We start from the raw sequence: 13,009 nt of genomic DNA, 5'->3' as shown, positions 1-13,009 counted from the left end.
GTCATCTCCTACTTTTATATCTCTTCTGTTTTAGAGGTTTAAGATGCTCTGGTCGCTCCAACATTTTGACTAATGGCCCTCGAATGAATAAATCAATCCAATCTTTTCTAAAGAAAGGAGAAACGGGTGAAAAATAAGGTTGTTTGATTGAAGATAAGCTATTAAGATGGGCTAAAATAGCAGTTATTCCTAGTGCAATCCCGATTATCCCAAGTAAAGAAGAAAAAACAAGAAGCATCAATTGCATTAATGAATTTGCTTTTGTCATAAGGTAGTTGGGAATAAGAAAGGAAGCTATCGTCGAGATCCCAACCATGACAATTAATACTTTGCTAGCGAATCCAGCATCAACAGCTGCTTGACCAATCACAATGCCACCAATAACCCCAAGTGTTTGACCTGTTTTTGTAGGCATCCTTAAACTTGCTTCTTTTATAATTTCAATAAATATTAACATGATAAGTGCTTCCCAAAAAGGAGTGAAAGGAAGCTTGCTCCTTGAGTCGACTAAGACCAGAAGTGTTTGTGTAGGAATCATTTGATAGTGATGAGTTGTCAATGCTACATAGAAAGGAATCAATGTAACCGACAGTATAAAACTGACATATCGAAGGATGCGCAAAAAACTGGCAACTACCCATCGGTTAATATAGTCCTCCGGCGATTGGAACAAATGGAAAAAAGTAATGGGTGCAACAAGAGCAAAGGGTGTATTGTCTACCAGAAGGGTGATCTTTCCTAATCCCAGAGAATAAGCAACTACATCTGGCCGGTCAGTTTGCTGAAACTGAGGGAAAATACTGTTTTGATGCTCCTCCAGGAATGCCGCAACTTGGGAGGAGTCAAAGAAGAGATCAAAATTAATTTCAGAAATCTTCTCTTTGACTATTGAAACAAAATCTGGATTAGTCAGCCCCTCTATGTACATTAGAACAATATTTGTTTCACTCATTGAACCGACAGTAAACTTCTCTGCTTTCAGTTCATGTATGGGGAGTCGTCTTCGAATAAGCGTAATATTTTGTTCTACTTGTTCACTAAAGCTGTCTTTTGCTCCGAACAGGATGGTTTCTGTTTCGGAAGTTTCGATTGCACGTCCAATAGAATTTTTTAATGGAACAGCTAACCAAAGATTTGTCGAAGAATCAAATAACAAAATGGACCCTGAAAACAACTGTTTTTTAGCCTCTATAAAAATAGTAATGGGAATAATTGAGGAATTCACAATGCAATCTTGAATAGACGTAGACGGGTTGGAGCAATTAGTTAAAGGCTTTATAATACTTTCATTTAATTTTTCTTGATCGATGAGAGTTCGAATGTAAACAAGATGAATTTTTCGAATATCGGAAATATTAATTTCCACAAATTCTGCATCATCCATTTGAACGAGACTTTTTTTCAGAGATTCTATTGATAATTCTGATTCAGCTATTGATTGAGCAACAGGCTTATTTCCGAGTTGTTTTTTTTTCCAAAACAAGTACATCCCACCTTTTTATTGAGAAAAACATTAGTCGTACTTAAAATTCCATTTTCATACACATTATTAGCAATTTAAAATTAAAATATACAAAACACTTAGAGGTGCATAACGATCCAAGAGGAGATGAATAACAAAGGTATAGCAGAGATTCGAAAACAATTTAAGTCGGATAGGGTTTACTTAAATCGCTGAAGATAGAAAACTAAAATGTGAAGTAGTTTGAGGTGAAGAGTGTCGGACAGAGGAGCAAACGGGCAAAACTCAACTACTTTTATATGAGGGACATCATACATACGATGTAGGTGAATGGAAAGCGGATATGCATCATATTGCCTTAAAGATGGCTAAAGACATTCAATATGAAAAGGTTATGGTTGAATCATGAATTTTTGGATGGAAACGTTCACTGGTCTATGAGTTTGTAAGGAGAGAATTTAAATGGAATTTGCAGGTCAATCCCGTCAGTAATCCGGTTAAATTTAAGATAGAATAAACGTGTTGTATATTCTTTTATGATGTTAACTTATCGAATGTTATTTACTTATTAAAGTATAAAGAGGGCCTACGGGATTTAGGTATTGACCTATTGAAAGATGATGAAATTATTAAGCACCCATGCTTTGTATGAAGTCACTAGCGGGTGGCTTCTGCTAATTGCAGAAGCCTTTTTTGAGAAAAACAAACGTTAATCAGCTATTATTTACTTACACAGTTTCGCCCTTTTTTCTTAGCTCTGTACAGGGCCTTGTCAGCTCCTTTTATTACCTCGTTATGATCTTTATATTTACTGGTTTTTTCACATACGCCAATGCTTATCGTAACAAATAATTGGCTTGGATTTTCGGGCTTTGATTTCGATTTCGAGTTATGTGTTTTCGATGGTTTTCTAGTGTATCCGGTCTTAGATACTTGTTCACGTAAGTTTTCCAAATGTGGTATTACGTCATTTATAGATTTACCTGGAAACAGAATTGTGAATTCTTCCCCACCATAGCGAAAGGCTTTCCCACCACCTGTGACCTGAACTAGATTAGAGGCTACCAATTTTAAAACATCATCTCCAACATCATGCCCGTATTTGTCATTGAACTTTTTGAAAAAATCAATATCAATCATTGCAATGACATATTTATTTCCTAATTTCATCAAGTTCTCCCTAAGGGCGCGGCGTGAAGGGATTCCTGTAAGTTCATCAAGATATGCCATAGAATAGGAGTCTTCAATAATACTGATAATTAATATTAAACCAGCGGCACTTAGAAATATAGAAAATGATAATTTATCATTAATGAAAAAGAGAGCTGTGAAAACAGAAATAATAACACCAACTAAACGAATTTCAAAGACACTTTTTTTCATATAGGCTTTTATTATAAAAAAGAGCAGTGTTAAAAAAAATAGTAACAAAGCTGTTTGATTCATAACCGTTTTATCTAAAGGCAGATTCATGAATGTATAATTCACTACCTTTTGTATGGACGTATTATTAGATTTTGCAATTATGTATAGAACAAAAAGTTCGATCAGTATAAGAGAGATACGTATTTTTCCCCATAAAGAGAATAAGCCTCTTTCCTTTAAGTGCGAGATAATAACGATATTAATAGGGATAAGAAAGCACATTAGAGGATAAAGGAATTGAGAATAAGTTGTACGATCTATTGATAATTGTGAATGATAATTTAAGAACAATTGAGACAGGGTAAGCAGTAAAAGTATTAGGAAAACCCGTCCTTGGTTAAATCGAATACTTAATATCATTCCTAACCCAAAAATAACATATGAAGAATACATAATGACAAGTATAACTGGCGGTGAGAATGATGGGTTTTTCGTAATTAAAAAATAGCATCCAAAAAGGATAAAAATATAAGTAATAGTTGAAAAGACTGTTTTAAAAGTAATTTTCACTTAAGCTGTACTCCTTTAATTATGTGCATATATTATACTATTTGTAGTTTAGAAAACTTATTTGACGATAAAGGCTATACATTAAATTTCGGTTATTCAATTCGAATCTTTAACTTAGGGGAATTGTAGAAGTTAATGTTACATGATTTGGAGGCTATATCTTTTCTCGAAGATGATATAAAATTAACATTTGGTAATAAAAAACTCTTTTTATAAGAATAAGAAATGTTGTATAAACGTAGAAAAATTAAGATTGTTAAATATATAAATTCGACATAAATATAGTGTTGCCAATGAATATGGCTACAGTAGAACGTTCGAAAAGGTGAAGGAGACGTGAAATAGAAATGGGTTTCAAAGAAGAATTAAAACGAGAAATGCGTAACGCAACGAATGATGTAGCAAAAGAAGTGGAGAAGCAATGGTTGCTTGATTTTGAAGGGCATACAATTGAAATTTCAAATAAAATGATGGAAGAAACGGTGAAAGTAGACGGTGAAATCATCGCGCAAAATACGCGGAAATCCATTTGGTCGCATATTGTACCTTATTCTACGTTATCAGGAACGTTTACGGGTAAAAACGGTAAGAAACATAAAGTACATGTGAAAATTGGTGGCTTTGTAAAGTTAAACTTAACGGTCAAAGTGGACGGACAAAAATTATTATCAGACGTGCAAAGTTTTCAATTTTTCCCGTGGAAAAATAAAGATTTTATTGTGCCCTACTTAGAGAACCAATTTGCTGAGCATGGCAAGCTCTTGAACAAAGAATTACCAGATGATGCGTTTTTATATGATGAAAATCATCCGAGACTTGCACCAGGGTTGGCAGATCAACTTGTAAATGAATCTGTGTTGCCAATGTATACAAAAAAGCTAATTAAAAATTTTTTACAGCAAGTTGAAAACCCAACAGACGAAAACCGTAAAGTAACGTATGAAAAAATTAATGACGAAAAAGTTATTAGCTATTTCCATGAATTTTTAGTGTTATTTTCAGAAGCAGAGAAAGATGAAGCGCGTGTGCAAAAGGAAGCACTTTGGTTACTTGAACATGCTGCACACCGAGAAGTCGTGAAATTTGCCCTCCTTGTGCTTGGAACGACGGACTGTGAAAATATAAAAGAGCGGCTGAAAATAATCGCATTACATGAGGAATTTACTGGGGTTGCATTATTTGCCTTATCAAATGGTAGCCGTAATGCCAATAATGCTATTTGGTCGATTGCTAAAAGAGTAACTGATTGGGGTAAGGTAGAGGCTCTTAACTTTTTAGAAGCTGACACAGAAGAGATTCGTTTATGGTTTTTAACGGACGGTGTGGAAGACATGGTTCCAGGAAGCCATGCACCATTAATGTGTGCGGAAAAAGGGAAGTTAGACATTGAACTACATGAAGATACAATTACTGATTCAATATTTGATGGGGTAAGTAAGCTACTTATGGCTCTATTATACGAAGGGGAATACCGTCAAATGGATGATTATGAATATGCTGGTCAAGTGTTAATGCGTTATACGAAGCATGCAAAAACGCACTGTCAAACAATCCATCATTTTTACGTGTTAACTCAAATTTTTGAATACGTTAATGAATCGGACGATATTTGGGAAGAACGCTTCGATGAAAATTGGAAGCCTCATGAAAAGCAAGCTGTAGAGACAAACATTCAGGAAATTAGTCAACAGACACAATGGTTTGAGGAAGCGAAGCGAATCTTTGAAGAAAATCCGGAGAATATCGGAGCGCAGGCGATTATGAACTTTTATGAAAGGAATGCATAGAATTTTAGATCAGGTAATGAACTTTTACTAAAACACACACCCTTGTTAATTTAGAAGTCTGACAGGGGTGTATTTTTTTATACCTACCTACTTGCTCATCTAGTGCATCCCTTTATAATTCGATAGATAATATTTACTAGCTTAAATGAAGTGTGAGATTAATTTTGACTATTTACCCCTAGGGATTAATCGGGTAAAAGGAATTGAATGTGTACAAAAAGTGAAAACAAGGAGGAATTCACCGATAATATATTAAATATAAAGGTATACGTTATATTACTATATTGTGAGGTGAGAAGAATGAAAATTTCTAGCTTATTACATCGTGCTAATCCAGAATTTGAATATAAGAAACGTGCGTTGCAGCGTAAGGAGGTTGGGGAAGCCTACAAGAAAAATGCGAAATATGCAGACCCTACTAAAAATCCAATGCTTCAAGCACTTGAAAATTTACTTTCTGGTAAGATGGAAAAGGATTTACATGAGGCAGATACAGCTGCCCGTAAAGAGTCACAGCAATTTTTAGTTGAGGTAAATGAGCAACAGTTAGAGCGACCCGAAAATAAAAGTGAAAACAATATGAACAGTAATGAACTGTCCATGCAAATACGAAAGATTAGTGATGAGCCAGAACAGACGATAGAGCTATTAGAAAAATTACGCCAAGCAGCATTAGCGCCCGCGCAACCTTCCACGCAGGATTTACGTGTAGCTGCTAGTGCTTCAGCGCAAATTCAGCAAGTTCGTTCGGAACTTACTGGTGACCAGATTGAAGAAAATAATGAAGAAATTGCGCCTTTTGCAGAAGCCAATTTCATGTTTGAGGTGCCAGAGCGCTTCCAAAAAGATTTCGTTCGTAACCCAGAGGAGCAAACTATATTTGGTCAAGAGCTTGAGAAACGTTTATCCCAGCGTACGTTTAATATGGCAACAGAAAAATACAGTTCCCATATTTCAATGGTTAACAATGGCTACCGCTCAATTTTTGAACCAACATTATCTATTAGTGCGTAAAAAAAATGTCTAAGTAAGGCCAGTTACCTTAATCGGTAATTGGTCTTTTTCTCTATAAATTAAATTAGGTAAAAAGTATTAGAAAAAAGATGGAATTAAAGGTATAAATGAACCTTAATGTCTGAAAAATGACAATACTTTATAACCTATTAATTACAAATAATGAGATAATTTATTGTTTTGTTGGAAAATATAGTGTATTTTTAGTAGGTAATTATGAATCCCTTTATTTAGGGAAAAGGTAGGAGTTAAAATGGGTTTTGTTAAAAGTAAAAGTGTAGGAACAAGAATTGGCATTACGCTCTTGTTAATAGTTTTTATTTTGTGTGCATTTATCATTAGTACATTTCTAAGTTTTAGAGATATTGATAAACGGGTAGACGATGCGCTAAACAGTAAAGTTGAACAGGTGAAAATTATTGATCAAATTGGGCTTGGTGTCGCTATGCAAGGCATGTATGCTCGTAGTTTATTAATGACTAATAATCCAGAAAATGAAGACAAGTATATGTATTACCAAAATCATATTGTCGAGAAGATAAGTGAATTGGAAAATCACTCCAAAGATAAAGAATTAAAAGCAATTGTGACAGAGCTAAAGCAACAGAATGAAAATTACAGTGTGATTGCAGGGCAAATGTTACAAAGCTATCGACAAGGTAATACAGATCAAGCTGTTGCAATGGTGAATAACGAATTGGATGAGGCGAACACAGCATTTTTCAATTTAACAAATGAAGTAATGAATTACTTGAATGAGCGTCTAGAGAAAACTGATCGCGAAATTTCGATTATTCTTCTCATAGCGAGAACTGTAGCAATTGTTGTTCTTCTCATTAGCATTATTATTTCTATTACTTCATTATTGTTTATGCGAAAAACAGTGTCAAAACCATTAGTACAATTAACGGACGCAGTTAATTTAATCGCAGACGGTGATTTAACGGGGGAAGATTTAAACTACAAATCTAAAGATGAAATTGAAAAATTATCGACTTCAATTAATATTATGAAGCACAATTTGAAGGATTTAGTTTTTAAGGTGAAGGAAAATTCCAAACAGCTTAATGAGTCCGCAGAGCAGTTATCTGCAAGTACAGAAGAATTAACGGCTACAAGTGAAGAAGTATCAGATCGTGCTTCTACGACTGCTCAACATTCTAAAAACTCTGTTCAATCCTCACTAGAAAGTGCTCAAGCAATGGAAGAAACTGCAATAGGTGTACAACGGATTGCAGAAGCATCCCAAGTATTGCATTCCAGTGCAATTGATACAAGTAACTCGGCTAAACATGGAGGGGATATTATTGATCAAGCGCGCAGCCAAATGCAATTTATTAACGAATCAACAAAGTCATTAAACGAACTTGTGGTAAAACTATCGAAGCAATCGGAAGAAATTGAAAGTATTACGAAGGTCATCACAGAGATCACGGATCAAACAAACTTACTATCGTTAAATGCAGCTATTGAAGCAGCAAGAGCTGGAGAGCACGGCAAAGGCTTTGCGGTTGTAGCAGATGAAGTAAGTAAATTAGCTCAGCAATCGAAAATGTCAGCAAATTCTATCGTTGAATTAACAATGGAAATCAAACAGGATACAGTGAATGTTGAGCGAGCAGTTGCAGATTCATTAATTTCTGTAACAGATGGGGTAAAAATCATTGGTGAAGCAGGGGATTCCTTCTACTCAATTACTCAGGCAGTGGAGCATATGTCAACACAAATTCAAGAAATATCTGCAACTTCAGAACAACTTTCAGCAAGTACTCAAGAAGTCTCTGCTATTGTAATAGATCATTCAAAATCATCAGCTAATGCAGCTGAAAGTACAGAGCTTATCGCTTCTTCAATGAAGGAGCAAACTGCCACAATGGAACAAATTAATGCAGTTGCACTTAGTTTGACTGACAATGCTAATGAACTTCAATTAGAATTACAAAAGTTCAAGGTCGAATAGGCTTGTTCGCATAACCAATATTTAAAGAGAAACACTAAAAGTTGTTAAATTGTTTAAATGCAATTTAACAACTTTTTATATGGAGTTAATTTATTGTTCGATAGGGAGTAAACGACACTTTTCAGAAATGACATTTTTGCTATACTGATTACAAAGCTGATAGAAATGGGAGTGAACGTTTTGGCGAAGAAGCAAGCGAAAACAAATGCCATCCGCTTTATTGAACAACAAAAAATTGCCCACGATGTATTTGAATATACAACGGAGGAAGGTGCTGCAGTAGATGGGGTTACCGTCGCCAACAAAATTGGTCAGCCTGTCGAGTATGTGTATAAAACGTTAGTTGCAACAGCTGGCAAAGGGAAGTTTTTTGTATTTGTTATTCCTGTTGCAGCGGAGCTTAACTTGAAGGCAGCAGCAAAGGCTGTTGGTGAAAAAAAGGTTGAAATGATTCCGGTAAAAGAATTACTAGGATTGACGGGTTATGTGCGCGGTGGTTGTTCGCCTATTGGCATTAAAAAGCCGTTTCCAACATTGATTGAAGCAGCAGCCGAAGCGCTCGATTATATGATTGTGAGCGCAGGCAAAATCGGTTTGCAAATGAAGCTCTCACCGAAAGATTTAGCAAAAGCAGCAAATGCACAATTTGTATCGATTGTGTAATGAAGAAAGAAGGATTGTCGTGTCAAAAAAATTTAAATGGCAATGGGGAAGTTTTTTTGCCGGGCTCATCGTAATGTCTCTTGGGGTTACAATGACGATTAAAGGGAATATCGTTGGGACGAGCCCTTGGGATGTACTTCATATAGGCTTATTTAAGCAATTTGGATTAACGATTGGTACATGGTCGATTTTAATGGGCCTCTTTATTATTTGTGTCACATCGATTTATTTGAAGCGTTGGCCGAAGCTTGCAACGTGGCTAAATATGCTATTAATTGGAACATTTATTGATATTTTCAACTGGCTATTACCAAATGCAACAATCTTTTTCTGGGAGATTGCTTATTTCATCGCTGGATTTTTTGTGATGAGTATTGGTTGTGGACTTTATATTGCAGCAAGTTTGGGCGCTGGTCCCCGGGATACGGTAATGATGATTATTGCCAGCAAAGGTTATTCTGTAAAAACAGGTCGTATGGTGATGGAAGTGGTTGCCGGTATCACTGGGTGGATACTTGGAGGCCCTGTTGGCTTAGGAACAATCCTTTTAGCACTTGGAACAGGCTATGTGATCCAGCCGTCTCTATTTTATTTTAAAGGGAAATTGGAACAAATTATTGGTGAACCTCTTACATAAGCGTTTGGAAAATTTTTTTGCCTACGAAATTGTATGCTACAATGGGGCTAACCTTGAAATTGAAAGGATGAACGAGCATGTCAAACGTATTAAATACCTTTTTAAATGAAAACTTAGATGCATTACGCGCGCAAGGTTTGTACAACGAAATTGATCCAGTAGAAGGCGCAAATGGTCCAATCATTCAAGTTGGAGGCAAGCAACTTGTGAATTTGTCTTCAAACAACTATTTAGGCTTAGCAACGAATGAGGAGCTAAAGCAAATAGCACAAAAAACAATCGAAACTTACGGAGTCGGTGCAGGTGCTGTTCGTACGATTAACGGAACACTAGATTTACACGTAAAATTAGAGCAAACATTAGCGAAATTTAAAGGTACAGAAGCTGCAATCAGCTATCAATCTGGCTTCAATTGTAATATGGCGGCAATTTCAGCCGTGATGGATAAAAATGACGCGATTTTATCGGATGCATTAAATCATGCATCTATCATTGACGGATGCCGTTTATCAAAGGCAAAAATTATTCCTTTCGCGCATGCGGATATGGAGGATTTACGTGCAAAAGCAAAGGAAGCAAAGGAATCTGGACTATATAATAAAGTGATGGTCATAACAGATGGTGTTTTCTCGATGGATGGGGATATCGCAAAGCTCCCTGAAATTGTAGAAATCGCAAAGGAATTCGATTTAATTACGTATGTAGATGATGCCCACGGTTCTGGTGTAACAGGTAAAGGTGCAGGGACAGTGAAGCACTTTGGCCTACAAAACGAAATTGACTTCCAAATTGGTACATTATCAAAAGCCATTGGTGTTGTCGGTGGTTATGTAGCGGGTAAGAAGAATTTAATCGATTGGTTAAAGGTTCGATCTCGTCCATTCCTATTCTCGACAGCGTTACCACCAGGTGATGTTGCTGCGATTACACGCGCGGTTGAAATAATTATGGAATCAACAGAATTACATGATCAATTATGGGAAAACGGCCGTTACTTAAAAGAAGGTCTAGCGAAACTTGGCTTTAATATTGGTGAGTCCGAAACACCAATTACGCCATGTATTATTGGTGATGAGAAGCTGACGCAAACTTTCTCTAAACGTTTAATCGAAGAGGGGGTCTATGCAAAAGCAATTGTCTTCCCAACTGTACCAAAGGGAACAGGTCGTGTGCGCAATATGCCAACAGCGGCACATACAAAGGAAATGCTTGATGACGCATTGGCGATTTATGAAAAAGTTGGGCGCGAATTAGGCGTAATTCAATAATGATAAAAGGCACATCGAATCTTTAGATTGCGATGTGCCTATTTTTATCTACTTTAACGTAAATTTGAAATTCCCACAAAAAGAGAAAATTGCCTTTATTTTATTGATGGCGCAGAGGTCGTTACAAATATGCTTAAATTTTTCACGCGCTGCATCGCCTCGCGTAAGCGTTCTTCTTCCACTAATAAGCCGACGCGAATATAGCCTTCCCCATATTCACCAAAGCCATTTCCTGCTGCTACGGCAATATCGGCTTTCTCTAGTAAAAGATCCGCAAACTGCTCGCTCGTATAGCCGTCGGGAACTCTTAACCACGCAAAAAACGAGCCCTTTGGTGCTTCAATATTCCAGCCAATTTTATGAGCCTCTGTGACGAGTACATTGCGACGACGTTCATAGCGTGCTCGCAATTCCTCCACACAAGTTTGTTCTTCATTTAATGCAGCGGCAGCGGCATGTTGAACAGCAGGGAACTGACTACAAAATAGGTGATCTTGGATGAGATTAATCGCTTCAACCATCTTTGCATTACCTACCGCAAAGCCGATGCGCCAGCCTGCCATGTTGTAAGATTTGGACAGTGTATAAAATTCGATCCCAATATCCTTTGCCCCCGTTGCCTGTAAGAAGCTCACTGGACGCTTACCATCAAAGCCGATTGCACCATAAGCGAAATCATGGGCAACTGCGATATTATTGTCTTTAGCAAATTGAACCGTTTGCTCAAAAAATTCCAACGTTGCAGTACCACCAGTCGGGTTATTTGGGTAGTTTAAATACATCAGTTTCGCACGCTCAATTACTTCTGGAGCGAGTGCATTATAGTCCGGTAAAAATCCTTTTTCTGCAACAAGCGGCATCGTATCAAACTTTACATCGGCCAATGCAGCACCTGATAAATAATCTGGATAACCCGGATCAGGTAATAGCATATAGTCACCTGGATTCAGTACGGCAAGAGGAAGCTCCACTAAGCCAACCTTTGTCCCACCAAGGATAGCCACTTCTGTGTTTGGATCAATATCGACATCGTATTCCCGCTTATAAAAATCCGCTGCTGCTTGACGGAGCTCTGTGATGCCACGAAAAGGCGAATATTTATGTGTTTGGGGATTGATAGCGGCTTGCTGTAGTGCTTCGACAATATGATTGGGAGTGGGCTGGTCCGGGTTACCTTGTCCTAAATTAATGACATCACGTCCTTGCGCAAGTGCTGCGTTCACTTTATTCACAAGTGCTGCAAAAAATTGTGGCGGTAGCTGCTGTAGTTTTTTTGAAAATTCCATGTTGTTCACCTTCTTTATAATATGAAATTAATCTTATTCCTTTTGTAGGTTTAAGTAAAGTGAAAATTATGATAACTTAAGGCGTAATGGATTAGAAAATGTTAGAATAATAACGATGAATGACAAGTTAGACAAAAATAATAGAATAAGAAGACATAATATAGGAAAATAGAGTGGAAAAATGTAAAGGCGGTGTCATTGAATGAAAATCGGTTGTATTCAATTAAATGTAGGCTTTGGCAAAGTAGATGAAAACTACGCGCGTGCAGAAAAATTTATTCGTGAGGCAGTAGCAGGTGGCGCAGAAATTGTTGTACTACCGGAAATGTGGAATACGGGCTATGCATTGGAAAAATTAGAAGAGCTAGCAGATGTAAATGGTGAACGTACGAAAGCGTTCTTAAGCGCATTAGCACAAGAATTGGCAGTTCATATCGTTGGTGGCTCAGTATCTGTTAAGCGTGACGACAAGTTTTACAATACGATGTATACGTATAATCGAGACGGAGAGCTCGTTGGTGAATATAGTAAAGTTCACTTATTCCGCTTAATGGATGAACATCTCTATTTGGAATCAGGCGATACAATGAATCGTTTTACGTTAGATGATCTAGAAGCAGGGGGCGTTATTTGCTATGATATTCGCTTCCCAGAATGGCTTCGCTCGCATGCGTTAGATGGTGCAAAAGTGTTATTCATTCCAGCGCAATGGCCAACACCTCGCATCGATCACTGGAAAACATTATTACAGGCACGTGCGATTGAAAACCAATGCTTTGTTGTTGCCGTAAACCGTATTGCGCGTAAAGTCGAAAACTTCAACGGCCAATCTATGATTATTGGACCGTGGGGTGAGGTGCTTTGGACTGGTGCAGAGGATGAAGAATTAGCGATTATCGATGTTGACTTTTCAAATGTCGATGAAGTTCGAGGTCGCATCCCAGTATACGAAGACCGTCGTCCAAATTTATATGCAACAGTAGTAAAAGATTAAAGC

At 37.1% G+C, this 13,009-nt stretch carries 10 protein-coding genes; 7 read left to right on the top strand and 3 right to left on the bottom strand.

The window, feature by feature from the left end; all coding sequences use genetic code 11:
• Window position 1: 1 nt before the first annotated feature.
• The gene (locus MKZ17_RS17660) at window positions 2–1,489 is read right to left on the bottom strand and encodes a spore germination protein (protein WP_340725047.1); all 1,488 of its coding nucleotides are present in this window, start codon (window positions 1,487–1,489) and stop codon (window positions 2–4) included.
• A 693-nt stretch (window positions 1,490–2,182) separates the two neighbouring features.
• A complete protein-coding gene (locus MKZ17_RS17655; protein WP_340725046.1) occupies window positions 2,183–3,397 on the bottom strand; it encodes a GGDEF domain-containing protein in 1,215 nt (404 codons plus the stop codon).
• A 347-nt stretch (window positions 3,398–3,744) separates the two neighbouring features.
• Here MKZ17_RS17655 and MKZ17_RS17650 point away from each other — a divergent pair, with 347 nt between their 5' ends.
• The 6 genes from MKZ17_RS17650 to MKZ17_RS17625 all read left to right on the top strand — a co-directional run bounded on the left by MKZ17_RS17650 (window position 3,745) and on the right by MKZ17_RS17625 (window position 10,726).
• Window positions 3,745–5,184 (top strand): hypothetical protein, encoded by a 1,440-nt coding sequence (locus MKZ17_RS17650; RefSeq protein ID WP_340725045.1) that lies wholly within the window; start codon window positions 3,745–3,747, stop codon window positions 5,182–5,184.
• A 300-nt stretch (window positions 5,185–5,484) separates the two neighbouring features.
• Entirely contained in the window at window positions 5,485–6,198 is a 714-nt protein-coding gene (locus MKZ17_RS17645) for a putative metalloprotease CJM1_0395 family protein (RefSeq protein WP_340725044.1), read from the top strand.
• A gap of 253 nt (window positions 6,199–6,451) precedes the next feature.
• On the top strand, window positions 6,452–8,158 hold the full coding sequence (locus MKZ17_RS17640; protein WP_340725043.1) for a methyl-accepting chemotaxis protein: 1,707 nt from the start codon (window positions 6,452–6,454) through the stop codon (window positions 8,156–8,158).
• A gap of 180 nt (window positions 8,159–8,338) precedes the next feature.
• The gene (gene ybaK / locus MKZ17_RS17635; protein WP_340725042.1) at window positions 8,339–8,821 is read left to right on the top strand and encodes a Cys-tRNA(Pro) deacylase; all 483 of its coding nucleotides are present in this window, start codon (window positions 8,339–8,341) and stop codon (window positions 8,819–8,821) included.
• A gap of 19 nt (window positions 8,822–8,840) precedes the next feature.
• The gene (locus MKZ17_RS17630) at window positions 8,841–9,458 is read left to right on the top strand and encodes a YczE/YyaS/YitT family protein (RefSeq protein WP_340725041.1); all 618 of its coding nucleotides are present in this window, start codon (window positions 8,841–8,843) and stop codon (window positions 9,456–9,458) included.
• Window positions 9,459–9,535: 77 nt separating this feature from the next.
• Window positions 9,536–10,726, top strand: a complete 1,191-nt coding sequence (locus MKZ17_RS17625; RefSeq protein ID WP_340725040.1) for a glycine C-acetyltransferase — start codon at window positions 9,536–9,538, stop codon at window positions 10,724–10,726.
• Between the two features lie 95 nt (window positions 10,727–10,821).
• Here MKZ17_RS17625 and MKZ17_RS17620 read toward each other — a convergent pair whose 3' ends face one another.
• Complete coding sequence (locus MKZ17_RS17620) at window positions 10,822–12,012, bottom strand: pyridoxal phosphate-dependent aminotransferase (protein WP_340725039.1); 1,191 nt, start codon at window positions 12,010–12,012, stop codon at window positions 10,822–10,824.
• 202 nt (window positions 12,013–12,214) lie between these two features.
• Between MKZ17_RS17620 and MKZ17_RS17615 the strand changes: the two genes are divergently transcribed.
• A complete protein-coding gene (locus tag MKZ17_RS17615; protein WP_340725038.1) occupies window positions 12,215–13,006 on the top strand; it encodes a carbon-nitrogen family hydrolase in 792 nt (263 codons plus the stop codon).
• Window positions 13,007–13,009: the final 3 nt, after the last annotated feature.

The organism is Solibacillus sp. FSL R7-0682 (genome assembly GCF_038005985.1).
Taxonomy (GTDB): domain Bacteria; phylum Bacillota; class Bacilli; order Bacillales_A; family Planococcaceae; genus Solibacillus.
Note: the sequence above shows the minus strand (reverse complement) of the source record. Positions and strands in the feature narration are given on the sequence as shown.

Bases quoted from the DNA above. Each gene is read 5' to 3' on its own strand.
- MKZ17_RS17625 (WP_340725040.1), top strand. From the start codon at position 9,536: ATGTCAAACGTATTAAATACCTTTTTAAATGAAAACTTAGATGCATTA.
- MKZ17_RS17660 (WP_340725047.1), bottom strand. From the start codon at position 1,489: ATGTACTTGTTTTGGAAAAAAAAACAACTCGGAAATAAGCCTGTTGCT.
- MKZ17_RS17640 (WP_340725043.1), top strand. From the start codon at position 6,452: ATGGGTTTTGTTAAAAGTAAAAGTGTAGGAACAAGAATTGGCATTACG.
- MKZ17_RS17620 (WP_340725039.1), bottom strand. From the start codon at position 12,012: ATGGAATTTTCAAAAAAACTACAGCAGCTACCGCCACAATTTTTTGCA.
- MKZ17_RS17650 (WP_340725045.1), top strand. From the start codon at position 3,745: ATGGGTTTCAAAGAAGAATTAAAACGAGAAATGCGTAACGCAACGAAT.
- MKZ17_RS17615 (WP_340725038.1), top strand. From the start codon at position 12,215: ATGAAAATCGGTTGTATTCAATTAAATGTAGGCTTTGGCAAAGTAGAT.
- MKZ17_RS17645 (WP_340725044.1), top strand. From the start codon at position 5,485: ATGAAAATTTCTAGCTTATTACATCGTGCTAATCCAGAATTTGAATAT.